The organism is Methylomonas fluvii (genome assembly GCF_014850975.1).
In the GTDB taxonomy this organism is placed as follows: Bacteria; Pseudomonadota; Gammaproteobacteria; order Methylococcales; family Methylomonadaceae; genus Methylomonas; species Methylomonas fluvii.
Window position 1 is genome coordinate 707,022 of sequence record NZ_JACXST010000002.1, and the last position, 25,373, is coordinate 732,394.

21 protein-coding genes are annotated in these 25,373 nt (G+C 52.9%); 8 read left to right on the forward strand and 13 right to left on the reverse strand.

The features are described from left to right. Positions 1–740: 740 nt before the first annotated feature. Positions 741–1,784 carry a methyltransferase domain-containing protein gene (locus EBB_RS12805; RefSeq protein ID WP_192394211.1) on the forward strand — a complete coding sequence of 348 codons (1,044 nt, stop codon included), beginning with the start codon at positions 741–743 and terminating at the stop codon, positions 1,782–1,784. Positions 1,785–2,007: 223 nt separating this feature from the next. Here EBB_RS12805 and EBB_RS12810 read toward each other — a convergent pair whose 3' ends face one another. Further along, on the reverse strand, positions 2,008–3,354 hold the full coding sequence (locus EBB_RS12810) for a peptide MFS transporter (protein ID WP_192394212.1): 1,347 nt from the start codon (positions 3,352–3,354) through the stop codon (positions 2,008–2,010). A gap of 267 nt (positions 3,355–3,621) precedes the next feature. On the opposite strand from EBB_RS12810, the gene EBB_RS12815 reads away from it, so the two are divergent. Both EBB_RS12815 and EBB_RS12820 read left to right on the forward strand, forming a co-directional pair. Next, complete coding sequence (locus EBB_RS12815; RefSeq protein WP_192394213.1) at positions 3,622–5,364, forward strand: NAD-dependent malic enzyme; 1,743 nt, start codon at positions 3,622–3,624, stop codon at positions 5,362–5,364. A gap of 43 nt (positions 5,365–5,407) precedes the next feature. Continuing rightward, positions 5,408–5,920, forward strand: coding sequence for a YgjV family protein (locus EBB_RS12820; protein WP_192394214.1), 513 nt, complete (start codon positions 5,408–5,410; stop codon positions 5,918–5,920). A gap of 29 nt (positions 5,921–5,949) precedes the next feature. Here the strand turns inward: EBB_RS12820 and EBB_RS12825 are convergent, their stop codons facing one another. The 6 genes from EBB_RS12825 to EBB_RS12850 all read right to left on the reverse strand — a co-directional run bounded on the left by EBB_RS12825 (position 5,950) and on the right by EBB_RS12850 (position 11,732). Further along, on the reverse strand, positions 5,950–6,564 hold the full coding sequence (locus tag EBB_RS12825) for a hypothetical protein (protein ID WP_192394215.1): 615 nt from the start codon (positions 6,562–6,564) through the stop codon (positions 5,950–5,952). A gap of 57 nt (positions 6,565–6,621) precedes the next feature. Beyond that, the gene (locus EBB_RS12830; protein WP_192394216.1) at positions 6,622–6,957 is read right to left on the reverse strand and encodes a DUF1508 domain-containing protein; all 336 of its coding nucleotides are present in this window, start codon (positions 6,955–6,957) and stop codon (positions 6,622–6,624) included. A gap of 313 nt (positions 6,958–7,270) precedes the next feature. Continuing rightward, on the reverse strand, positions 7,271–7,894 hold the full coding sequence (locus EBB_RS12835) for a TIGR04282 family arsenosugar biosynthesis glycosyltransferase (protein ID WP_192394217.1): 624 nt from the start codon (positions 7,892–7,894) through the stop codon (positions 7,271–7,273). A 3-nt stretch (positions 7,895–7,897) separates the two neighbouring features. Then, entirely contained in the window at positions 7,898–10,048 is a 2,151-nt protein-coding gene (locus EBB_RS12840; RefSeq protein ID WP_192394218.1) for a dihydrolipoyl dehydrogenase family protein, read from the reverse strand. A 23-nt stretch (positions 10,049–10,071) separates the two neighbouring features. Then, positions 10,072–11,034: an arsenosugar biosynthesis radical SAM (seleno)protein ArsS gene (gene arsS, locus EBB_RS12845; RefSeq protein WP_192394219.1), complete on the reverse strand. Its 963-nt coding sequence runs from the start codon at positions 11,032–11,034 to the stop codon at positions 10,072–10,074. Between the two features lie 2 nt (positions 11,035–11,036). Continuing rightward, entirely contained in the window at positions 11,037–11,732 is a 696-nt protein-coding gene (locus tag EBB_RS12850) for a DUF3047 domain-containing protein (RefSeq protein ID WP_192394220.1), read from the reverse strand. Between the two features lie 238 nt (positions 11,733–11,970). Here EBB_RS12850 and queG point away from each other — a divergent pair, with 238 nt between their 5' ends. Next, a complete protein-coding gene (gene queG, locus EBB_RS12855; RefSeq protein WP_192394221.1) occupies positions 11,971–13,050 on the forward strand; it encodes a tRNA epoxyqueuosine(34) reductase QueG in 1,080 nt (359 codons plus the stop codon). A 236-nt stretch (positions 13,051–13,286) separates the two neighbouring features. After that, positions 13,287–13,808: a putative metalloprotease CJM1_0395 family protein gene (locus EBB_RS12860; RefSeq protein ID WP_192394222.1), complete on the forward strand. Its 522-nt coding sequence runs from the start codon at positions 13,287–13,289 to the stop codon at positions 13,806–13,808. Here EBB_RS12860 and EBB_RS12865 read toward each other — a convergent pair whose 3' ends face one another. Continuing rightward, complete coding sequence (locus EBB_RS12865; RefSeq protein WP_192394223.1) at positions 13,809–14,078, reverse strand: PilZ domain-containing protein; 270 nt, start codon at positions 14,076–14,078, stop codon at positions 13,809–13,811. Between the two features lie 86 nt (positions 14,079–14,164). After that, positions 14,165–15,454, reverse strand: a complete 1,290-nt coding sequence (locus EBB_RS12870) for a glutaredoxin family protein (RefSeq protein ID WP_225587430.1) — start codon at positions 15,452–15,454, stop codon at positions 14,165–14,167. Positions 15,455–15,565: 111 nt separating this feature from the next. On the opposite strand from EBB_RS12870, the gene mrcB reads away from it, so the two are divergent. Both mrcB and lolA read left to right on the forward strand, forming a co-directional pair. Beyond that, entirely contained in the window at positions 15,566–17,893 is a 2,328-nt protein-coding gene (gene mrcB / locus EBB_RS12875) for a penicillin-binding protein 1B (protein ID WP_192394224.1), read from the forward strand. Positions 17,894–17,895: 2 nt separating this feature from the next. Then, entirely contained in the window at positions 17,896–18,522 is a 627-nt protein-coding gene (lolA, locus tag EBB_RS12880; protein ID WP_192394225.1) for an outer membrane lipoprotein periplasmic chaperone LolA, read from the forward strand. A 6-nt stretch (positions 18,523–18,528) separates the two neighbouring features. On the opposite strand, the gene EBB_RS12885 is transcribed toward lolA, so the two are convergent. Genes EBB_RS12885 through EBB_RS12900 form a run of 4 tightly spaced genes read right to left on the reverse strand, consistent with a single transcriptional unit; the run spans position 18,529 to position 24,588 of the window. After that, positions 18,529–20,313 carry a sigma-54-dependent Fis family transcriptional regulator gene (locus EBB_RS12885; protein ID WP_192394226.1) on the reverse strand — a complete coding sequence of 595 codons (1,785 nt, stop codon included), beginning with the start codon at positions 20,311–20,313 and terminating at the stop codon, positions 18,529–18,531. A 44-nt stretch (positions 20,314–20,357) separates the two neighbouring features. Continuing rightward, positions 20,358–23,006, reverse strand: a complete 2,649-nt coding sequence (locus EBB_RS12890) for a response regulator (protein ID WP_192394227.1) — start codon at positions 23,004–23,006, stop codon at positions 20,358–20,360. Beyond that, positions 23,003–23,461 (reverse strand): hypothetical protein, encoded by a 459-nt coding sequence (locus EBB_RS12895; RefSeq protein ID WP_192394228.1) that lies wholly within the window; start codon positions 23,459–23,461, stop codon positions 23,003–23,005. The genes EBB_RS12890 and EBB_RS12895 overlap by 4 nt, the downstream gene beginning before the upstream one ends. After that, complete coding sequence (locus tag EBB_RS12900; RefSeq protein ID WP_192394229.1) at positions 23,458–24,588, reverse strand: hypothetical protein; 1,131 nt, start codon at positions 24,586–24,588, stop codon at positions 23,458–23,460. The genes EBB_RS12895 and EBB_RS12900 overlap by 4 nt, the downstream gene beginning before the upstream one ends. 587 nt (positions 24,589–25,175) lie before the next feature. On the opposite strand from EBB_RS12900, the gene EBB_RS12905 reads away from it, so the two are divergent. Beyond that, a complete protein-coding gene (locus EBB_RS12905) occupies positions 25,176–25,364 on the forward strand; it encodes a hypothetical protein (RefSeq protein ID WP_192394230.1) in 189 nt (62 codons plus the stop codon). Positions 25,365–25,373: the final 9 nt, after the last annotated feature.

Genomic DNA, 25,373 nt, shown 5'->3' on the forward strand with positions numbered 1-25,373 from the left:
TTCTATGGTTATTTGTCAAGCAGCGCCTTTGCAGAATAAGCCTCACAGGGGCGTCATCATCAACAAAATCAAGTTTAGTCTCTTCCCCTTTTAAAAAGCGGATCGATGGGGCTTTATAAGGCATGCCCTAAGCTGAATTTAACGGCATTGCGCTTATCATCAGAACCAAGCACTGATTTATCTATTGTGGAATATTGTTGTAAGGTTTAACCCAACCCTTACGACTTAGAGCATATAACCGATTCGATTCCGGGGAGTCGCTATTTTTGCCGAAAGATTTTTTCGAGCTTCCCAGCAGGAAAAAATCGGCAAAAATTACGCGACCGCTTATGCCTTCGGCGCCCCGATTCGTCCGCGTCACCTCGTTCCGACCCAACAAGGGGTCGAAACATCGGCTCTCGCATGACTTAACGCCGTGTCGCGATGCCTTGCAGGTTTTCTCCGCTTCGCTGCGAAAACCCGCCCGGCGCTACGGCTATCGGGGACTAAAAATCTTCACTTCGCTGACGCTCCGTTTCCAAGATTTTCAGCGGAGGAAATTTCCCATGCTCTCCCGTATTCTATTCAGCAGCGGCACCGCCAATTTCCCGGACACACAAACAAATTCGGTATCGACTTGGCGGCGGCAAGGCCGATAGTGGAGTGATTGCGTCGATTGCCTTATCCTGGGGCTATCTGTGCCGCTGCCATTTCATACGCCCTGAGCACTTATCTTCAATAATAAAAACACGAGGCTTTTCATGACTACCAGTATCGAAATCAGCGAATCGGTCCGCCATTACTATGGTCAGGTTTTGCAATCCAGCAACGATCTGAAAACCAGCGCCTGTTGCAGCATCGACACGATGCCAAGCTATTTAAAAGCCTTGCTGGCCAGCCTGCATCCCGAAGTGTTGGAACGGTTTTACGGCTGCGGATCACCTTTACCGCCCGCATTGACAGGTAAAACTGTGCTGGATTTGGGCTGCGGCACCGGCCGTGACTGCTATCTGCTCTCGAAACTGGTCGGCGCGAAGGGACGGGTAATCGGCGTGGATATGACCCCCGAACAATTGGAAGTGGCCGTGCGTCATCGCGACTGGCATGCCGAGCGCTTTGGATTTGCCAATGTTGAGTTTTTGCACGGTCACATCGAAAACCTGCACACTGTGGGAATTGCCGACAACAGTATCGACGTCGTGGTCTCCAACTGCGTGATCAACCTATCGCCGGAAAAACCCAGCGTGCTGGCGGAAATATTCCGGGTATTGAAACCCGGCGGCGAACTGTATTTTTCCGATGTGTTTGCCGACCGCCGCATCCCGTTCGCACTGCGCCAGGACCCGGTGCTATTGGGCGAATGCCTGGGCGGCGCTTTGTATTGGGAAGACTTCCGGCGCATATTGCAGGACTTAGGCTGCCCAGATGTCCGCAAGGCCAAGCAAAACCCCATCAGCATCGACGACCCGGACGTGTTCGCCAAAATCGGCATGGTCAAGTTCGATTCGGTGACGGTGCGCGCCTTTAAAATGCCCTTGGAAGACCGTTGCGAGGACTTCGGCCAAGTCGCGACTTACTTGGGCACTATAGAACAACACCCGCACAGTTTTGATTTGGATGACCACCATCATTTCGAAACCGGTCGGCCGTTAAGAGTCTGCGGAAACACCGCCGATATGCTGGCAGGCAGCCGTTATGGCGAGCATTTCCAAATATTGGGCGACAAAACCCGGCATTTCGGCTTATTCGACTGCTCGCCAGGACCCGGCAGCGAATCAGCCAAGGCTGACAGCGCCTGTTGCTGAGATGGACTGATCTCGTCAATTGAGCGAACGACAGGTGATAGTTGCCCATTTGATGATGGGTTCAAGTTGCCGCAATACAGCAGCGCATCGTTATACCGACAGCGGCAAAACCGGTTGGATAAAGAACCTGAAAAGAATCAAAAAATTGCCAGTTATCGACTAAACGCAGCCAACCCCCAAAGCTGTCACAGGGAAATGTGCAGCCAACACTGATACATGATGGTTAATCCGACCCGACCGCCCTTTTTAATAGCGGTTTGAACGCCCATATAGCTAAGCCGGTAGCGCCTCCCATCACGGCCAACAGCAGAAAGAAATTCTGCTTGGGCATTTGCTCGTAAAAACTGCCGATGTAGCCGGATAAATAATTGCCAAAAAACGTCGACAGAAACCACATGCCCATCATCATCCCCACCAAGCGCGGTGGTGAGACTTTACTAACCAGCGACAAGCCAACTGGCGACAGATAAAGTTCGCCGAGCGTGTAGATCAAAGTACACAAGGCCAGCCACAGAAAGCTGATTTTTTCGCTGGATTGCACACCGCTGATCGCGAAAATCAGTACCAAAAACGATGCGCCCAACAAGATCGAGCCAAATGCCATTTTACCCACACTGGAACTTTGCCGGCCCTGGCTCGCGCGGTAGCGGGATATGCGGTCGATTAACGGCACCAACAAGAATATAAAGGCCGGATTCAGCGATTGAAACCAGGTGGAAGGCATTGCCCAACCGAGGATATGCCAATCGGTGTTGTGCTCGGCGAACAGTTGCAGCGTGTTGCCTTGTTGCTCGTAAACTGCCCAGAACAAAATATTCAGCACGGCTAAAGCCATTAATCCGCCTAGTGCCTGCCATTCCTTGAGGGTCAACGGTTCAGGCTTGATGACGTGAGCAGCCGGTTTAACAAATTGATCCGCGCCCAGATATTTCAGCCCAAACAGATAGACCAGCAAACCCAGCAACATCCCGACGCCGGCGGCGCCAAAGCCATAATGCCAACCGTAGCGCTGGCCCAAGGTGCCGCAGATTAAAGGCGAGAAAAACGCACCCAGGTTGATGCCCATATAAAAAATCGTAAACGCGCCGTCGCGGCGCTGATCGCCAGACGGATATAAACTGCCCACTTGAGCCGAAATATTGGGCTTGAAACAGCCATTTCCCAAAATCAAGAACAGCAGCGCCAACAAGAAAAACGCTTCGGCAGCCATCAAAAAATGGCCGACAGCCATCAACACGCTGCCCACTATCACACATTTGCGCGGCCCCAACACCCGGTCGGCCAAAATGCCGCCGAACAATGGGGTGAAGTACACCAGACCGGTATATAAACCATAAATCTGCGAAGCCAGAGCTTGCGTGGACAAAGGCCCGAACAATCCTTGCAAACCAGTCTGAAGCGGCGCAAATCCGAATACCAAGGTATCGGTTTGCGCGGCTTGAATTAAATGTTGGGTCATATACAACACCAGCAGGGCGCGCATGCCGTAATAAGAAAAGCGCTCCCACATTTCAGTGAAAAACAGCACGAATAAGCCGATAGGATGACCAAACAGGTTTTTTTGATTCACGTGGGAAGTCTTGTTAAGTTTCTTTGCAAAGCCTGCTGAACATCATCTCACAAGCGCCAATCTGGGGCATTTTTACGGTAAACACTCACTAATTGCACCGCCTTGAAACACGGCAACTGTAAGCGACAAAAAAAGTGCCCATTCAGCATGTTTTCGGCTACCGCATCGCCGGTTAGGCTGTTATAAAGGGAACACGCGCCATCGTTTGTGCTATTCGAGCTCCTGGTTAGCTCCCGGATTTCGATTAAATATTTTCAAGGAAACTTAATGACAACGCTAAGCGATTATTTCGACTACCGGCTAGATGCCGACGGTAATAAATATGTAGAAGTTTCGATTCGGGGCGTGACCTTACTCAGGCTACCGGCCACCAATAAAGGCACGGCGTTTAGTGTGCAGGAACGTATAGAACTGGGCTTGGATGGCATGCTGCCGCCACAAGTCACGGATATGGAACAGCAACTCGACCGCTTGTACGTCAATTATCAAAAACAAGCGAACGATATTTCCAAGTATCAATTTCTCAGGGCTCTGCAGGACCGTAACGAGGTGCTGTTTTATGCGCTGTTGGCGCAGCATCTGGAGGAAATGGTGCCTGTTGTCTACACCCCGACCATAGGCTTGGCGGTGCAACAATTCAGCTCTAACTTTACCAGCACGCGCGGTTTGACTTTGTCGGCAGCCAACATCGATCGGGCCGAAACGATTTTACAAAACTACCCGTTGAACGATATTCGTATGATTGTCGTGACCGATTCTTCGTCGATTTTGGGTATCGGCGACCAAGGTATGGGCGGTTTGGCGATTTGCATTGGCAAACTGGGGCTGTATACCGTTGGCGGCGGCATGTGCCCGTTTCAAACCTTGCCGGTCAATCTGGATGTGGGCACCAACCGCGCCGAATTGCTGGACGATCCGTTCTATCTGGGCGCGCATAGCAAGCGTTTACACGACCAGCCTTATTTCGAATTGGTCGATAAATTTGTTAACGCGGTACAAAAAGTCTGGCCCAAAGCCATTATCCAATGGGAAGATTTTGCGAAAAACATCGCCTTCGATTTGTTGGCCAAATACAAAGACCTGCTGCCCTGTTTTAACGACGACATCCAGGGTACGGGAGCGATGGCCTTGGCCGGTCTGCTCTCGGCTTGCCATAAGAAAGGCGAAACCCTCGCAGAACAAACCGTAGTGGTGGTGGGCGCCGGTGCCGGTGGATTCGGCGTGGCCAGTACCATTAAAAAAGGCATGCTGCGCGAAGGTTTAACCATGGAGCAAATTCTGCAGCGGATTTTCGTGGTCGACGCGCATGGTCTGGTGGTCAAAGAAGCCACTACCGAGGCCTACAAATTGCCGCTATCGCATACTCAGGAAAGTTACCACGACTGGGATATTCCGGATGATAGAGTGCCCAATCTGCTGGAGGTGGTCACTCACGCCAAGCCGACGGTATTGCTCGGGCTAACCGGTGTGCCGGGTTTGTTCACCGAGACTGTGATCAAAACCATGGCGGCAAACCACGCTCAGCCGATTATTTTCCCTTTATCCAACCCCACCGCCAATTGCGAAGCCACGCCGGAAGACATCTTGGTGTGGACGCATGGCACAGCTATGCTCGCGACCGGCAGCCCATTCGCCGACGTAGAATATCAAGGCCGGCGTTATCCTATTGGGCAGGGCAATAATGCCTTTATTTTTCCGGGCTTGGGCTTTGCCGCGGTGCTAGGCGAGTGCAGCCGGATTAGCGACGCGATGGTTTTGGAGTCTGCCTATGCTTTGGCCGACTACATCGCGGAGAAATATTCGACTACCGACCTGATTTTTCCTCCGGTGGGCGATCTGAAACAAGTCAGTTTATTTGTGGCTAAACGGGTATTGGCTAAAGCGCTGGAAGATGGCTCCGCGACGCGGCAGGATTTAGTGGGTATCGATCTGGAAGCTTACGTTAAAGCCAATCTCTGGAAAGCCGCGTATCTGCCTTTCAAATATGCCGGGGCAACGGCAACGCATTAATCGAATTTCCCCGCTTACAAAGCTCAGCAGCATGGCTTAGCAATTGCTACTGGATTTGAATCTGCTGCATCTCGCCTACCTGATAGGCGGGATTGGCATTCTGTTGGAATGGCGGGCTTATTGTCTGCCGGATGGCGTGGCGTTTCGGCGTTGGTCCGCGGCCGGGGCCGTGCTGTGGGCCGCTCAATACCTGTTGCTGGATGCCTGGACCGCAGGCTTGACCATGGCCAGCACCGCCCTGCGCACCATGCTGTCCGGCCGGTTGGAGACAGGTATGCACAAGCACTGGGCGGCAGCGAGCTTCGTGGCTTTGTTTAGCGGACTTACGGCATGCTCTTGGCAAGGCCCGGTTTCTTTATTGCCGGCCTTTGCGGTGATCAACACCACACTGGCTTTGTTTTACCTGAACAATCGTCACATGCGCGTTGCGCTGTTGGCTTCCAGTCTTGCATGGATAAGCAACGATTACATCTGGCAGGCCTGGCCGGCATTTGTAGCCGAGACCGTGGCGATGGGCCTAAATCTGCGGACCATAAGCAAGCTGTTGGCCCGATAGTAGCGCGCTACAGCGTTTCTGAAATAGCTTTATACCGTTGCTTCCGCAATCGGTTCTTCCAGGACTTTCCAGTTACTTTCAAGCAAGGTGCAATACGGGCGTAGCGAGACCATCAGCGTTTGATAAAGCGTAAATGCATCGCTGGGGTCTTTTTGCTTAAGCTCAGAGACCTCGGTCAGAAACCGATACAGCATTTTTACCAAATTCTCGATGGACATCGCCAGCCAGGCATCGTTGGTTATCCATTTGTCGATAAACTCATCCAGGCGTGCAAAGGTCAGTTTTAGCAGCGGATAAGCGGTTTGGGTTTCTTTAAATTCCCGGAGCAGCATGTAATCAAGGTATGCCCGCTCCGATGCCACCCGTGGCCGGTTGGTAATACTCAGGTAAGTGGCTTTGTGGTGGGCATAGGCGGCATCGAATTTTTCGCAAAACTCGGTTTCGGTGGTCATCGCCAGCCAAGTCTGTAGACTCGCGGTGCTTACGCCGTAACACTCCTTGATCGAGTTTGCCATTTTGTCGAATTGCTGAATGAATGTCGGCTTGGTCAGTTCGCCTTTAAGCAGATTTTCAATCGCCACCAGTTCGCTTGCAGTAACACACACCGTGGCCAACTCTCGAACAATTTTTAGCTCGACACCCATATTGTCTTTACCTAATTTCGCTATTTGAAAAAATAAAGCCGCGCTTTCAGCTCACGTTTACAGCGTCAGATCGACGATTTCGGCAACGCAGGCATTGTCTTTAACCGTGTGCAGCGCATTGTCGAATACCATGTTCGAGTTGAATAAAACGCTTTTGACAATAATGGCGCCGGCTGCATCTTTGATCACAAAAAAAGTATCGCCTTCAGAAACCTTGCTGGCGGCAATCTGGTTGCTCATTAAGGAGCCGGTTCGCACTTCTTTAATGCCCTGCAGAGCTTCTTCTTTGTTGTCGTAATCGCCGCTGATCAGAATCAGCTCGCCCTTACTGTTCACAAACGAAAAGGAATATTGATTGTCGTCGTTGGTTTTAAGTTGAAAAGTGGCTGGCATATTCTGTCCCGGAAGTTAACAGTTGACGTTCATCGCCGACCAAGTTTCAGCTTCCCGACTATAGAGAAACCAGAGCGCGACCGGCAGAGGCTATTAATCCCAAAGCAAGCGTTATGCCAATAAAAAGTCGTTAAAAATCAGCAAGACACAGCTCAGCAGATGTTCAATTGTCGGTTTTGCTACACGACATTGACGGCGAGCGGATAGTCTTTGAACTGTTCTCGCAATCATCGGCCCAGTCGGTTTGCAGCCTATACCTAAATTCCGACAAATCCCGCTTGGAAATGATGCGACTCAAGCGGGGAGCCGCCCGTTATTCTTGGTTAGCCGAATAGCGCAGCCAATCGGAGTAAGTATCCACATCCCATTGGCTGTCCAGTTCGTAAAGGTTCAAACCCATTTCATTTGCCCGGCTGCGAGTGGCGGCCATGACCTCATCATGGCCCCAGCTCATGTCACTGAACAGTCCCGGTTGCGTTTTGTTTAAGCCGATCAGCACATAACCGCCGTCGTCGGCCGGCGCGATAACCGCATCGTGGCCTTCGCGTAACACCGCTAATGCGCGAAGCAGATCGTCACTCGACAGACTGGGGCAATCGCACCCCATCAGCAAGGCGTGGCGGTATCTGCTTAACGCATCAGCAAAGGCGTGGTGCATGCGTTCACCCAAGTCGGCGCCGGATTGCCCTTTGAGCGTCAACGGATAACGCCACGCACAATCCTGAAAAAAGCTATGGCCGGCGTCTGGCGCGCAATGCAGTTCAACCTCACACAAAGGCTGCTGGAAGGCACGGTCCAGGGTCATGTAAGTTAATTGCCGGTGTGCTGCGGCAGCCTGTTCCGCACTTAAGGCCGGTTGTAGCCGGGTTTTGACTTGGCCGGGAATCGGTGCTTTGCAAAAAATCAGCAGCACGCTGTCGGGATAGAGCGTTGGCATGACTTAAACCCTGCGCCGCCAGGCGTGATAGCGGCCCAGCCATTCCAGCAGGCCTTGGGGAGCGTGATTGCGTTTCCAGACGCCCGCCACATATTTATTGGCTTCCGCCAGGGTGGGATAGATATGAATAGTGCCCAGGATTTTATTCAAGCCGATACCGTGTTTCATCGCCAACACAAATTCAGCCAGTAAGTCGCCGGCATGTTCACCAACGATGGTGACGCCGAGGATTTTGTCCTTGCCGGGCACGGTCAGCACTTTGACGAAACCGTGTGCTTCGCCGTCGGCTATTGCCCTATCCAGGTCATCGATACCATAGGTAGAGACTTCATACGCGATATTCTGAACTTGTGCTTCCTGTTCGTTCAAACCCACGCGGGCCACTTCCGGATCGGTAAAGGTCGACCAGGGAATCACTGAATAGTCGGTACGAAACTTTTTGAAGGGGGCAAACAGCGCATTCACCGCCGCATACCAAGCTTGATGCGCCGCGGTGTGGGTAAACTGGTAAGGCCCGGCCACGTCGCCAACCGCATAGATGTTGGAATAATTGGTTTGCTGGAATGGATTGGTAGCCAAGGTAAGGCGCGGCGATAGCGTGATGCCCAGTTCTTCCACGCCGTAACCTTGCACATTGGCCGCGCGGCCAAGCGCCACCAGGACCTTATCAAAGGCAATCCTGACCGTCTGGCCGTCATGTTCAGCCAGCAGAATGTGTTCGCCGTTTTCGACGATGAATTCCTTGGTGGTGTGATTGGTTCGCACATCCACGCCTTCCGACTGGAAACGGGCCTGGACAATCTCAGATACCGCCGGATCCTCCCTTAGCATGATGCGCGGAGCCATTTCCACCTGCGTGACCTGACTACCCAGGCGATTAAAGGTTTGCGCCAGTTCGCAGCCTATCGGCCCGCCGCCCAGCACCAGCCGGCGCTTGGGCAATTCGCGCAAGTCCCAGACGTTATCCGAGGTTAGATAATCGATGTTTTCCAGTCCGGGAATCGGCGGCACGAAAGGCCTAGCGCCAGCGGCGATGACAATGGCGCGGCTGGTGAGGGTTTTAACGCCGTCGGCTGTGCTGACTTCCACCGCCCAGGGCGAGACGATTCTGGCCGAGCCTTCGATCACATCCACGCCCAGCGCGGTATAACGTTCCACGGAATCGTGCGGCGCTACGGTTTTGATCACCTGTTGTACTCGCTCCATCACTTCGGCGAAATCAAACTCGGCTTCGGCTTTGGCGATGCCGAATTCCTTGGCGCGCTTGATATGCGACAACAACCTGGCGGAGCGAATCAGTGCCTTGGACGGCACGCAACCGGTGTTCAGGCAGTCGCCGCCCATTTTATGCTTTTCGATCAGCGTCACTTTTGCCTTAACGGCCGCGGCGATATAGGCCGACACCAAACCGCCGGCACCAGCGCCGATGACGATCAGGTTGTTGTCGAAACGCGCCGGTTTGCTCCAACGCGCGTAGACTTTGCGCTGTTGAATGACTTCGAGCATTTTCTTTGCCGCTAATGGAAATACGCCGAGCAAGGCGAACGAACCCAACAGAGCCGGAGAGAGAATAGCGGATAGGGAGTCGATTTTCGCCAACTGGGTGCCGGCATTGACGTACACCAAAGTGCCGGCCAACATGCCTAGCTGGCTGACCCAGTAAAACGTCCTGGTCTTGATGGGCGTCAAACCCATTGCCAGATTTATCATGAAGAACGGGAACAATGGCACCAAACGCAAGGTAAATAGATAGAAAGCACCGTCGCGTCTCACGCCGTCTTCGATGGCCTGCAAACGGGGGCCGAAGTGGAATTTGACCCAGTCGCGAAATAGAAACCGCGCGGCCAGAAATGCCAGCGTTGCACCAATGCTGGAAGCAAACGAGACGATCAGCGTCCCCCAGAGCAAACCGAACACCGCGCCGCCGGCCAGCGTCAATATCGTCGCCCCAGGTAATGACAACGCAGTAACCGCGATGTACAGCAAAGCATACAGGGCAAGCGCTGATAGCGGATTGTTGTTGCGATACTCCGCTATAACCGCTTGCTGTAATTTTAGGTTGTTCAGACTCAGCTCATGCTCGAGATCAAAGCTGAAAAACAGCCCAATCAATCCCGCCATTATCAGCAGTAAGATGAGTCTTGACGGTTTCATGCGCGGGTGGGCATACCCTTGGATTACCCTAAAGCCCCGCCACAACTGCTGCCTTGGCCGGCCGTACAACCGTAACAATGGGCGGCGGTGGTGATGGGGGCGCCTTGCAGTTGATCCAGTCGCAACTCGCTGATATGCGTTTTCGGTTTGGCTGCGGCGCCCAATGGCAAATCCAGCATCTGATTGAAATCGCAATCATAGACATAGCCTTGCCAGTCGATGCTGAGGGTATTCAAGCACATCAGGTTTTCAAGGTTGTCCGCACGGAAACTGTCCTTCAGTAATGTCAGATAAGCTTCGAAACAGCCGTGACTTACCAAGGTGCTGCCGAAGCGCTGAATCGGCATATTGGCGATGGCAAACAGGCGGTTGAAGACAATACCGTAATGTTGCTGCAAGTGCTGTTTATAAGCCCGTTCCAGATTATGTTGATCGGGCGGCAACACCGCCTCTTGCGGGTTGAACACCAAATTCAATTCCAGTCCGCTGTCCTGCTGGCCATAACCCAACCTATTCAAGTGCTGTAAGGCCGCCAGACTATCCTTGAACACGCCCTTGCCGCGTTGTTTGTCGACATTTTCTTCCAGATAACACGGCAGGGAGGCGACGATGTTCACCTGCTGCGCGGCCAGAAACGCCGCGAGATCGGCGTATTCAGGTTCTTCCAGAATGGTCAGATTGCAACGGTCGATCACTTCGATGCCACGATCCCGAGCTGCTCGCACCAAATAACGAAAATCGGCATGCATTTCCGGCGCGCCGCCGGTCAGATCCAGCGTGTGAATGTTGGCGGCGTCGGCCAGTGCCAAAATGTCATCGATAGTCTCCCGACTCATCATTTCAGTGCGTTTGGGGCCGGCGTTGACATGGCAATGCACGCAGCTCAAGTTGCACCGATAGCCCAGATTGATTTGCAAAATCTCCAACGGCTTGCGAAAAATGGCCGGAAAATCGCTGTTGGCCAGTAATGGTTTGGTGTCGTGCATACTTAATCCTTGGAAAACCAGATGTCGCCATACACGGCGGAAACGTGGCCGCCACTGTTGTCGGTATCGGTCATGATGGCGACGGCATCGATGCTGCGAATATCTTCACCGAATAGTTGCTTGAAGTCGGCCCGGACATTTCTTTTTTCATGTTCCCAGACATTCATCGGTGCTTCCCGGTCGCGTAAAGCCATCATCATCGCATGATCGCCGGCAAAAGCATTCGGCCAGACGCTATCCCGTTTGCTGTTGCCTACCCAGACATAATTAACGGCCTTAGTTTGCCAAAACGCCAGCCCGCCTTTGACCACCACATACACCCTCGCCGCGTAATCATCGCCAGCCTTGCTTTGCTCGTTCAAGCCGGATAAACGATTGCCGATGCGCCACGACCAGTTCAGGATCGGGGTTTGGTTTAGATCGATGCGTTGCTCTTTGAATAGGCCGGAACCGGCGGCGTGGCTATCGGCTACCAACGCTGTCGCGCCGTCGATTGCTTGCAATCGGTATTGGGTTTCGCCTTTGAAGCTTTTATGCTCCCAACCGTCCAGGCGGTTTTGGCTGAACTCGCCGATAGGCAATTTGTTATCGGCAAGCACTGGGTGATGCGGCAACCACATAGCCAGGCACAGCAATAGCGTATGCTTCACCATGGTCGATCTGCCGCTGGTATGAGCCGGATACAGGGGAATTGTCATAATCGGTCGTCCAAGTTTTGCTTGTAAGGATGTCGCCACGCTTTTTCTGTCGATAATAAAACGCCCCGCTTTGCTTTTCTAGGCAATCCGTCGTGACTGGCAGGGATTTCTTACCAGTGACTTGAACAGCGGAACGGTTGATCTTCATGGTTGATAGCGTTAGCTTATCAAGCTATTCGGGAGCCATTCATTACTAGGCCACGACAATTTCCCCTACTATTTCCCAAGGTTCCGTAAATTGCACACTCCTTTAACCCCAACCGAAGATCTTAACGCACTTGCCCAACGCATCAAGCACTGGGGCGAGGAATTGGGCTTTCAGCAGATAGGCATCAGCGACACGGATTTAAGCGATGCCGAACAGCATCTGTATGGCTGGTTGGACAAGGGATTTAACGGCGAAATGCAATACATGGCCGCACACGGTTTAAAACGCAGCCGGCCGGGATTATTGCAGGAAGGCACACGCAGTATTATCTCGGCGCGAATGGATTATTTGCCGGAACCGTCGGCAATCAGCAAACAATTATTAGACGACCCGGCCGCCGCCTTCGTATCGCGGTATGCCTTGGGGCGCGATTACCACAAACTGCTGCGCAATCGTTTGCAAAAACTGGCGGACAAAATCTCCGAAGAAATTGGTCCGTTCGGCTATCGGGCGTTTGTCGACAGCGCACCGGTGTTGGAAAAAGCTATCGCCGAGAAAGCCGGCTTGGGCTGGATAGGCAAGCACAGCAATCTGATCAATCGCCGGGCCGGTTCTTGGTTTTTTCTTGGGGAAATTTATACCGACCTAGCCTTACCTAGCGATCAGCCCGTCAGCAACCACTGCGGACAATGCCAAGCTTGTCTGGACATTTGCCCGACGCAAGCCATCGTCGGCCCTTATCAGGTCGATGCCCGCCGTTGCGTCTCTTACTTAACTATCGAGTTGCATGGCAGTATTCCAGTAGCATTACGGCCCTTGCTGGGTAATCGAATTTACGGTTGCGACGATTGCCAATTGGTGTGCCCGTGGAATCGCTTCGCCAAACTTAGCGCGGAAAGCGATTTCAAACCCCGCCATCGCTTGGACCAGGCAACTTTGCTTGAATTGTTTGCCTGGACCGAAACCGAGTTTCTGCAAAAAACCGAAGGTTCGGCGATTCGCCGCATCGGTCATCAGCGTTGGCTACGCAATATCGCCGTCGCGCTGGGCAATGGCGGAGCAACTGACGCAGCTAAGACGGCATTGGCCGGCAGATTGAGTGATGAGTCGGAGATGGTGCGCGAGCATACACAATGGGCTTTGCAGAAACTGGCAAGTTTGAACATTTAGCCGGAACTTCTGACAATTTAGAAGCGTCTTTCCCATCGCAAGCCGGAGCCGAGTGGCATTAACAAGCGGGATCCCCGCAGCCGTGGCAATGGCGAGTACAAGGGATTTAATAAGCCAGACTGCGATAGCCGCCCCTACCGCGAAAACTCAGGCTAAATATGCTTTGATTACTTGAACTCATATGAAGTCAAGGTGTATTCTTAGACTCAGTTAACAGAATCCGTTTGAGGCCCAACATGCTGGTCACCGCCTCTTCCAATCAAACTTCGCTATATCGGCTGACAGGCCGCAGTCTAGCCGCGACCGGCGAACAAGCATCTGTCGAACCCATCACCCAAACCGCGAAAAGCGCAAGCGCCCAATCCGGCCAATACAGTCCTGAACAGCTGAGCCAAATTGCCGAGCTTAAAGCCCGCGACCAGGAAGTTCGGGCTCACGAACAAGCTCATTTAAGTGCCGCCGGCGGTATCGCTGTCAGTGGTGCGCGTTTTACTTTTGTGACGGGGCCGGATGGCCAACGTTATGCCACCGGCGGTGAAGTGAATATCGATGTCTCGGAGGTTGCCGGTGACCCGGAAGCGACTCTGCGTAAAGCCGACACTATCCGCCGTGCTGCATTAGCGCCGGCCAGTCCCTCAGGCCCGGATCAAAGCATCGCCGCCAAGGCTGCGGCGATGGCTAATAAAGCTCGCGGAGAATTGTTAAATTCGCAAAAACAACCCAGCCGTAACGGCGAACTGCTAGACCTGACAGCCTGATCAACGCGGCGCAAACTCCAGACCAAAGCCTACGTCCGGCTCTACCCTCACCACAATCGCGGTTTGTACCGGCGCATCGTCGAATTCGGTGGTTTGCACTTCCACTAGCGCGCCAATCGGCGGGATTAATTCATTAGCACACAGTAAAAACAATCCCGTCTCGGAAAAATCCCGCATGTCTACCACAACAGGTTCAGACGATGCCGGCACCGTCATCCTGATTTTGGCACGGTGCTTCAGGCGCGGATGCCTGCGCTTGTTATCAATCACGAATTCTCCTATCTCGTTTTGGTTTTATCGCACGTGTAGTGATAAAGGAAACCGATGTTAATCAGCAGCCCACGCCAACTTGGCATCTACTCGCCTAAACCACGCAATATTAAATACAACCCTAAACTTACCATTGCCAAGCCGCTGAGCAATTTCAGCCAACGACCTTCTTTTTCCTGCAAACGACGCTGACTCAGGGTCACGACTCCCACACCCAGCACAACGACGTCATCCAGCATATAAGCCAGATTGTACAACATTAAATAACCGTAATAGTCCCAACCGCTTAATTCCCGCAAGGTGAGTATGCGTGTGTAAAGGGCCGGGAATCCGGAGGTACACAACAATTCGACGATCTGAACCAGCAGAGCCAGCACCACGGCCCCCAACATCGCCCCCGCCAGATTGTCGGCTTGCAGGATGCGCCGAATCCGGTTGTAGATACTAGGTTTGGCGGCAGCAGGAATCGACAGGGAAATACCCCGGCCAAACGCCCAAAAATCTTTCAGATTGATCGCGCCGGCCAACACGGCAATGCCGGCGATAGCCAATTCCGAAGCTCGCGATAAGCCTATCAATAAAAACAGATTCAACCAGGCGGCCATAAACACGAAGTAAGCCATCCCTTCGACGACAACAAACGTGCCGGCCACCGCCAACATCCGGGGGCGATTATTCATGGGCACCAGCATCGAAATCATCAGAATCAACACCCACATCGAACAGGGATTGAAGCCATCCAGCAAGCCCATGGCTAGCGTAAAAGCCGGCAAACCGACCTCGTCAAGACCGATGCGCCTGCCGAACAAATTCACGGCAAACACCTCTGGTTCGGGTGCGGCTGGCTGGCTAACCGGCACATCGCAGGACTCGCTGACCTGCACTTCGCAGCTCCCAGCCTCCGCATCGGAGGCTTCAGTCGGCTGCGTACCGGCAAGCAAGGCATTCCTAATCAAACCGCTACTACCGGCTTCTTCGGAATAACCGACGATGTATTCGCCACGCACCAGAAATGTTGGCAATCTGATTGGCCCGGCTTGCCGGGATTCGGTAATCTGCTGCAATCGCTCCAAGGCGGCTGGCTCTGCAGAGATGTTGCGAATAATGATCCTTAAACCCGGTTGCTCGCCTTGCAGCGCCGCCAAAAATTGTTCGGCTTGTTGGCAATGCGGACAACCGTTACGAACAAAGGCTTCGATGTCGATCCGGTTTTCGACCGCGCCGACCGCCGGCATTGTTGCCAGCGCAAACCCCAGCAGCAAACCGAAACGCATCAGTGTCAACGGTAGCTGGGCCAAGCATTCCGGAAACAGTTTCAGTATCAACACTCGCCTACCCTCCTCAATAACGCCAGCAATCTGTGCGGAAGTACGCATTTTATTAGATAATAACCAGTTAAATGAACTGCGCCGAACCAGCAGGCGCCATTTTTGCCCCATTCACACAGCCGCCGCTAACTGCCGCTGGCGAGATCAGATACCGACTTAATGCCTAGACGACCCAGAAGCAGAAAATCCAACGTTAGACGCAGAAAATCGCAACGCCAGGCATCGTGGCTGAAACGCTCGCTTGCTTCGCTGCTGCTAATCGGCGCTTTCGTATTGGCGGTGTATGTCAGCTACCTAGATTACACGGTACGCCAGCAATTCGAGGGTAAGCGTTGGTCCATTCCGGCCCGCGTCTATGCCAGCCCTGTCGAGCTTTACGCCGGCTACGAAATCTCCAGCAAAAATCTGGAAGACTTGCTGCTGGAACTGCATTACCGCCAAGATAATCAACTGGCCGGCGAAGGCTCCTATTACATCAAGGGCGGCCAAATCAATATCCGCACCCGCGCCTTCAATTTTGGCAATACGCCTCAGGAAAGCCGCAAAATCAGCGTGAGTTTCACGAGCGGCGGCATCGCCGGCATTACCGACGCCGGCACCGGCGAGAGCTTGGCCATCGTCCGCATGGACCCAGTGCAAATCGGCAGCTTTTACCCCACCCGCAAAGAAGACCGGATTCTGATCAAGCTCGACGAAGCGCCGCAAACCCTGGTGCAAGGTCTGCTGTCTACCGAAGACAAAGACTTTTACAACCATTTCGGCATCTCACCCAAAGGCATAGTCCGTGCCATGTGGTCCAACGTGAAAGCCGGCGGCATGGTGCAAGGCGGCAGCACAATCACCCAGCAGTTGGTGAAAAACTTTTTCCTGAATCCCAAACGCACGCTACGCCGCAAGCTTAAAGAAGCCTTGATGTCCTTTATTTTGGAATATCGGTATAGCAAGGATGAAATTCTGGAAGCCTATCTCAACGAAATCTTCCTGGGCCAAGACGGTGCCAGCGCCGTACATGGCTTTGGTTTGGCCAGCGAATTTTATTTTGGGCAATCGTTAAAAACTCTGAATCTGCATCAAGTCGCCACGCTGGTGGCCTTGGTACGCGGGCCGTCCGAATATGACCCACGCCGCAATCCTGAACACACTTTAGAGCGCCGCAACATCGTGCTGGATGCGATGCATACGGAAGGTTTTATCGACGCCCAACAGCTGAGCGAAGCCAAAAAACAACCGTTAGGGGTGGCCACGGTGATTCATCGCTCCGCCAACCGCTATCCGGGCTTTATCGATCTGGTGAAACGCCAACTGAAACAGGAATATAAAGAAGACGATCTGACCTCGGAAGGCTTGCGCATCGTTACGACCTTGGATACCCGCATCCAGGACACACTAGAAAAATCTATCGCCAGCAAGCTGAAACACCTGGAGAAAAGTCCGAAAAGTAACGATTTGGAAACCGCCGCCATTGTTACCCGCCGTGACAGTGGTGAAATTGTCGCCCTCGCCGGCGGCCGCGACGCCGAGGACACCGGCTTCAATCGCGCTTTGGACGCGGTGCGGCCGATCGGTTCGCTGATTAAACCGGTCGTTTATTTGACCGCACTGGAATACCCGGACCGCTACACCATCGCCACACCGATCAGCGATACCCGCCTGGAAATTCCAGCCGAAAGAGGCAAAACCTGGTCGCCGGACAACTACGACAATCAGGAACACGGCGTCGTGCCGCTGCATAGCGCCCTGGCCCACTCCTACAATATGGCGACGGTGCGGATTGGCATGGACATCGGCCTGGCCAAAGTCGCCAACACCTTAAAAAGCATGGGTGTCAGCCGGCCGGTGGATTTATTCCCCTCCTTCCTGTTGGGCGCGCAACCTTTAACGCCGTTGGAAGTCACTCAGCTGTATCAAACCCTGGCCGGTGATGGTTTTGCCACACCGCTACGCTCCATCCGCGCGGTCAATGCCGCCGACGGCAAGGCCCTGCAAAGCTATCCGTTTACCGTGCGGCAAGCGGTTGACCCGGCCGCCACCTTTATCACCAACACCATTTTGCAGGAAGTGATGTACGCCGGCACCGGCCATTCTGCGTATAACTATCTACCGCAAAACATGGCATTAGTCGGCAAAACCGGCACCACCAACCAATTACGCGACAGCTGGTTTGCCGGTTTTAGCGGCGATTTTCTATCCGTGGTCTGGGTGGGCCGCGACGACAATAAACCAACCGGTTTGACCGGTGGAACCGGCGCCTTGCAAATCTGGTCCGAGCTGATGCGGCAAGTGTCGAAGAAGCCGGTCAGCCTGGTACCACCCGATAATGTACAGATGACCTGGATAGATGCTGCCAGCGGTTTGCTTAGCAATGAAGGCTGCCCCGGCGCTAAATTGATGCCGTTCGTGGATGGCTCCGGACCCAGCCAATTTGCCGACTGCGGAGCAAGCCCGGAATCCGGCGAAAGCTGGCTTAATAACCTGAACCCTTTTTAACTATGTTGCTTAAACACATTTTTGCTCTGATTTTCCTGATCGCCACCACCCCGTCAGCCTGGGCCGACGATGCGCCGATTGCCCGATTGAAAAGCTTTTTAGCCAGCAGCTCATCCTTGACCGCGGATTTCAAGCAAACCAGCTTCGATAAAAGCGGCCGGCCCGCGCAAAACAGCCTCGGCAAATTTTATCTGAGCCGACCCGGCAAATTTCGCTGGAATTACCAAAAGCCCTTTGTGCAAGAGATTGTGTCCAATGCCGGCAAAGTCTGGTTTTACGATGCCGACCTGGAGCAAGTGACGGTCAAACAGTTGGACGACTCGCTAGGTTCCACTCCGGCCCTGTTGTTGACCGGCGAAGTGGATATAGAGGAAAAATTCATCCTGCAGGAACAAGGCAAGGAAGACGATGGCATGAACTGGGTGAAACTATCGCCCAAGAATGAAGAAAGCGGGTTTAAGTACATTTTGATCGGCCTGAACGGCAACCAATTAGGCGGTATGGAACTGAGCGACAATTTCGGACAATTAACCCGAATTTATTTTTCCAACATCCAGCTCAATCCCAAGTTGGACGACGCCTTGTTTAATTTCAAAGCGCCGAAAGGCGTGGATGTGTTTGAAAACTAGCCGCCATCAGGCCGGTTTACTAATCCCCAGCTTTTCCATCCGCGACCGCAAAGTCGTGGATGGCACCCCCAAAATCTTCGCCGCTCCCTGATTACCGGCGATTCGCCAGGACGTCGCTTCCAACGCTTTCAGGATATGCGCGCGCTCGGCTTCGTCCAGCGTGACGATAGGCGCAGCGGTAGGCGCGCCGGCACCCATCACATTCACGCAATCGACGGCGGCCAGTTGACTGCCCTTGGTTAAAATCACTGCTCGTTCGATGATATGTTGCAACTCGCGAATATTACCGGGCCAGAAATAACTTTGTAGATCGGCCATCATCCGTTCCGGAATAGACTGGATTTTCTTGCCGAATTTGGCTGCGTACTTATCAATGAAATGTTTCACCAAAAACGGCACGTCTTCCTTGCGCTCGCGCAGCGGCGGCAAATTGATGGGGAAAACATTCAAGCGGTAATACAAGTCGGCCCGAAATTTACCCTGCTGCGAAAACTGCGCCAAATCCCGGTGGGTAGCGGCGATGACCCGCACGTCGCAAGTCAGCGTTTGCGTGCCGCCCACCCGTTCGAATTCGCCCTCCTGTAGCACCCGCAATAATTTGGCCTGCATCTCCAACGGTAATTCGCCGATTTCATCCAGAAATAAGGTGCCGCCGTTAGCCAGTTCAAAACGCCCCAGCTTGCGGGCAATCGCCCCGGTAAACGAGCCTTTTTCGTGACCGAACAACTCGCTCTCGGCCAGATTTTCCGGGATCGTCGCGCAATTCAATTTCACCAGAGTCTTGTCTTTGCGGGCACTGAGATTGTGAATCGCTCGGGCGATCAATTCCTTGCCGGTACCGGTCTCGCCGGTGATCAATACTGTCGCGTCGGTATTGGCTACCTGCCTGACCAAATCCATGGCTTGATGCAATGCCGGGGAGTTGCCGATCAGTTCCTCGCCATCGCGGCTGGCCAAGACCTCTTCTTGTAGATAAAGATTGATGCCGCGCAAGGTGTTGCATTCCGCTTCCGCCTGTTGCCGGGCTTTACGTTCATTGATGTCGCGCAAAATCAGGATGTAAAGCTTCTGCCCGACAGCTTCCACGCGGGAAATGGTGGCTTCAATCGGGAAAGTGCTCTCATCCGCGCGTACCGCACTCATGCCTTCAGAAACCCAGATGGCCTGGTCGGCCGGCACGCCGTTACGAAAATTGGTTAAGGTCTTGTAAAGCTCGGGCGACAAAAATCGATCCACTGCCCGGCCAATGCTGTCGGCGGCTTTACAGCGAAACATCTGTTCCGCCGCCGCGTTGAATAAGGTAATCCGCCCGGCTTCGTCCAGCGTCAGAATGGCATCCATCGCGTTTTCGAAAATCCGCGACAGGCGCTGCTCTTTTTCTTGCAACTCCAGCTTCAGCTTTTGCAGCGTCAGATGGGTTTGCACGCGGGCCAGCACTTCTTCGTATTGAAACGGCTTGGTGATGTAATCCACCGCCCCGACTTGAAAACCTTTTAATTTATCGGCGGTATCCGCCAAGGCCGTCATGAATAACACCGGAATATCGCGCGTCGTCGGAATGGTTTTCAAGGTCTGGCAGACGGTAAAACCGTCCATGCCCGGCATGAGGACATCCAGCAGAATCAGGTCGGGCAATTGGGCCACGGCTTGGACCAAGGCAATTTCTCCCGTTTCCGCGCGCAACACGTCAAAGCCGGCTTCATCGACCAAGCCTGCCAACTCTTCCAAGTTGACCGGATTGTCGTCCAGCATCAAGATTAACGGTTTTTCGCGCTGGCGCTTATGAGTCATGCCTATCTCCTTAACTTAACCTATCCCAAACATCGGCAGCAACATCATTCCTGAAACTCGTGCAAATATTCCTGAATAGCCGGCTCTAGCCGGATGCTGGCTTGTTGCAATAACTCGTAACTGGCGGCCGCATCAGTAAAGGCAGCCTCGTGGCCCATCGTCTCTAGCTGCTGGGCTATCTTGCCAAACGGGAAGGCGCCGATGCTGTTAGCCGAGCTTTTTAGCGTATGCGCGGATAACCGTAATAAATCGGCATCCTGCCGCTGTATCGCATCGGCCATGTCATTCAGCAGCGGCGCTGACTGTTCCTGAAATAAGGTCATCATTTTGCACAACATCTGCTGTCTACCGCGTACCCGGCTTAAGGCTTGTTGCCAATCCAGCGCCGGCTCGGCCAATAGAGCCGAGGCCATGCTGTGGTTATCCGCTTGCTCCGTTCCTGCCATGTTCCAACACTCCACCATTGCCAACAAATCCTGCTCCTGCACGGGTTTGGCGATGTAATCGTCCATACCAACGGCTAAACAACGCTCCCTATCACCTTTCAGCGCATGTGCGGTCATCGCGATAATCCGCATATGTTTACCAGTCTCGCGTTCGCCGGCCCGAATCGCTTCAGTAGCCTGAAAACCATCCATTACCGGCATCTGCACGTCCATTAAGATCAGATCGAACAAAATATCCGTAGCCAATATATCCAGCACCTCCTGGCCGTTGTTGGCCACCTTGACGGTATGACCGCGCTCTTCCAGCAACACCACCGCCATGTATTGGTTAACCGGATTATCTTCCGCCAACAAAATTCTTAATTTACGCGGCGGCTCGGCCAATACTGTCAGCGCGGCTTCTGCAGCTTTGGCGGATTTACCCAACGCCGATTGAATGGCATTCCACAATTCCGAATGTTTGACCGGTTTACGCACATACAAATTGATGCCCAAATCGTGGCAACGTTCACAATCATCAGGACGGTCGGCTGACGACAACATCATAATGGTTACCGGCTCGAAGCGTTGATCCTCTCTGATGGCTTGCGCCACCATAAAGCCGTCCATGATCGGCATCATCGCATCCAGTAAAATCAAAGCGTAGGCTTCCCCGGTTTCCGCCATATTCCGCAATGCGGTGATAGCCGCCTCGCCACTATCCACCGTGGTGGGCCGCATGCCCCAATGATTCAAGATTTCCGAGAACACGCGTAAATTGATAGCGTTGTCGTCCACAATCAACACCGGCAGGTTTTTGACGTCTATCAGGGGTTGAAAAGGCGCATCCAGCTCACTTTTAGTGTGCCGGTCAAACACGGCGGTAAAGAAAAAAGTGCTGCCTTTATGTTCTTCGCTTTCCAACGATAAATGCCCGCCCATCAACTCGACCAGGCGCGAAGAAATCGATAAACCCAGGCCGGTGCCGCCGAATTTGCGCGTGGAGGAAGCGTCTATCTGCGCGAAGGCTTCGAAAATAAGCTGTTGTTTATCCGGGGAAATACCCATACCGGTGTCGCTGACCGCAATCTGCAAACAAACCTTGTTTTCATCGACTGATTCCGGTTTCACTTGCACCACGATTTCGCCGTGTTGGGTAAATTTGATGGCATTGCCGACCAAATTGATAATAACCTGATTCAAGCGGCCAACATCGCCAAGCAAGTCGTCCGGGGTTGCCGGATCGATACGCAGCATTAGCTCCAGGTCTTTTTCGTGGGCATGACCAGCCAGCAGTTTTAAGGTGTCGCCGAGGCTTTCGCGGACTTTAAACGGTGCATGATCGAGTTCGAGCTTACGCGCCTCAATCTTGGAGAAATCCAGAATGTCATTGACGATACGCAGCAAAGCATCCGCCGAACTGTTCGCCATCCCCAAAAACTCGCGCTGCTGCGGGGTAAGTTCGGTGCGCAAGGCCAAGCCTATCATGCCGATGATGCCGTTCATCGGCGTGCGGATCTCGTGGCTCATGTTGGCCAGAAACTCGCTCTTGGCACCGGCGGCCTGCAATGCCGCATCGCGGGCGGAAAGCAAGGCTTGGCGCATTTTTTCCAGATGCTCGGCCAACGCCGCCACTTCGGTAATCTTGGTACCGGAATTAAATTGGCCGGTGTGATTACCAGCAGCGATTTGTTCGGCTTCATCGCGCAAGCGCTCCAGCGGCATAACCAGTTTGCGCCCAAACAACCCCACCACCAACAGCGTCAAGCCCATGTAAACCGCGACAAAATAGGCGCTACGCTGGTAGATGGTCGCGATGTCGCGTTGAATCTGCCGCTCGTCGTAACCCAGCCTTAACATCGCCAGCGAGCCGTCTTCCGGATTCAGAATCGGTACGGCCAGAAAATAAATATCGTCGTCGTGCTCGCCGAAGAAAAAATCTTCCTGAAATTGCTGCTGGGCGTTCAGTTCGATGTCGGCGCGAATATTGCCACGCTCGGTGGCGATTTCCGCAAAGGCCAAACGACCATTCAACAGAAACTCGCCTAACAAACCTTGCAATTCGCCGGCCTTGCTATGCTGCAACCGCGGTGTAACCAGGTTACTGAACAGCAAGGCATCGGAGCGGACGTAATTGACAAACTGCGCTTCCAAACTGGGTTTAATCACCCGATAAATGCCGAACAACAACACCGGCACCAGCAGTAAATGAATGCCGACGACAGCCAGAATCATTCGGCCGTTAAAACTATGAAAAAATCGACTCATTCCAGGGCTCCCTGCCATAACACATTAACCGCTTTAAGGCCTTGATTGGCCCGGACTTGATCTTCCCACAAATAGGTCACCGTACCCGGATTCTGTTGCAGCGTATCGACTAGGCTCTTCAGATCGTTAAAACTCTCCGGACGCTTACCGCCGAGGCGGAAAACTACCGATATGGTTTGGCTTTCATAGGCATTAGCCGACATGAAGGCCACTTTTTGCAGAAATACTTCGAAAATTAGCGGATCGCTGATATTCAATAAAGGTACTGGGTGTTCGCCGCCCTTCTCCAACGGTACGCCCAAGAACAATTTTCTGGCTTCTTGCACGGTTAAAGCCGGCATCGACGAATTGGCGCTGGTGGCCAATACCAGAGAATGGCGCGTGATAGCCCATAGACTCTGCGCCCCAAGCAGCAATAGCAAACCAACGATACAAAGACCGCGCAGCAGTTTCATGGGAACACTGCGCTCCATTGAAACATCACTTGCCCGAAATGATCGTCGCGCAAATGATCGCGGGAGGCTTCTAGCTTTAGGGCATTCGTATGGTTGAGTTTGTAGCGTATGCCACCGAGAAACCTGTCCTCGACATATTTAGGAAACATCGCCAGGTAGGGATCGTCCCTACCGCCAAAAGTGCCTTCTACGCGCCCAACCACAGTCCAGGCCGGGTTGAGATCCCACTCCACTTGTCCGTAAGCGTTGAGAAAATCGTCGTGGGTTTTACCACCCAACGGACTCTCCAGCGTATTGTTCACATAGACAATTTCGCTTAATAGCCTCAGCGATTGTATCTGCTTAGCGGCATAAGCACTGGCGACAAACTGATTAACGTTTTTAACGGCCAGTTCGTCGGAGTGAATTTGATTGTAGGCCCCGGAAATCCCGAATTCGTCAACCCCGTAACTGATAGGTTGGTAGCCCAGCCGAAACGACACACCGGGCCGGCGGGATCCGCCCGGCTCGATCAAATTGAAAGCTTCCAAGCCTTTGTTGATTTGCGGACCCGCACCCGCTCCGACAGTGTAATACAGTCCACCTTCGCCCAATTCGTGGACGCCTTCCCATAAGAAACCGGTCAAATGATTGGGGATTACGCCGCCGGCCGTCTCGAAAGCCATAATACCGGGACGGGTAATAGTGGTTTGCAGAAACGCGCCGTGGTGGAACTGCATGTTCCAATAACCGATCGGGTTATGAAAGCGCCCCAACCAGAGCGTGGCTTCGTCGCCGACATGCATGCCTAATTGGAAGCGTTCCAGGTTATGGGTTTTGGTGCTGACCAGCCATTCGCCGAGAAAGCGAAAGCGCTGATAGTCGGTGGTGTAAAACACGTTAATCTCGGGGATAACGTCACCGGTACTGAGTTTTTTGCGCGGCTCTTGATCGAAACGCTCGATGCCGGTCACAGCCGGAAACAATAACAAATCGCCCGGCAGACCTGTGCCACCATGACTGGACATATGTCCCATATGCCCTTCGGCAACGGAACTGACAGGCACTAGGGTGGCAACTGCGCAGACACCGGAAACGATAGCAGCGTTTAGCGTTTTGAATATGGCCGGATAGTATCGTTGCCGCATGCGGACTCTCAAGCATTTCATCGGTAGGACACTCATACTACCTAGTTAATTGGGAATATTCTCCCGATACGTTTAAAGCGAAATGTATCACAGTTTATTAAATGGTTGACGATATTTCGTCAAAAACTAACCGACGGTAAAACGCCTGAGCAGCAGCGTTTAAGACTGGGCTAGATTGTATAAAACCAGCTTATTAAGCCGCAGATTTCAAATCGTCGCGCCAGTGCTGGAGATACCGCATTAAAGACAGCCATTAACCCAAAAATTGATACCCACTTTTAAACCTGCAAAAGGTTCTAACGCCCCCGGATCGTCGACTGGCCCAGACACCTTGTACGACATTTCGTAAGCGATACGATATTTAGTGCTGAAATCAACAATTTCTTGTGCATTTTTTCACTGTTTTCCAGCATTGCCAGCCCATAAAATAACGCATAAACAATTACTTAGAATAATTAAGGCGTACGCAGTTTTTTAGTGGCATTGGATTTGCGCTGTATAGCGTAGCTCTGCAATGACGAAGAGCCGAATACCCAACAAACCCATAGCGCATTATTTTCACACATTCCGATTACGAGGCGATCATCATGAAAACACTCCAGCAGATTACTCGTTGCAAAAGGTGCGGCGACTTATTGTCAGCCCATGAAAAATCATACGCCGCCCACGAAGGCCTCTGTGCATTTTGCGCCCAGATGCGTAGTGAAGCACTGGAAATTCACCAAGAGATACAGGCAAAAAATCGCGTGGCAAAAATTCACTTCAGATTGGTTTAAGCATGGCCT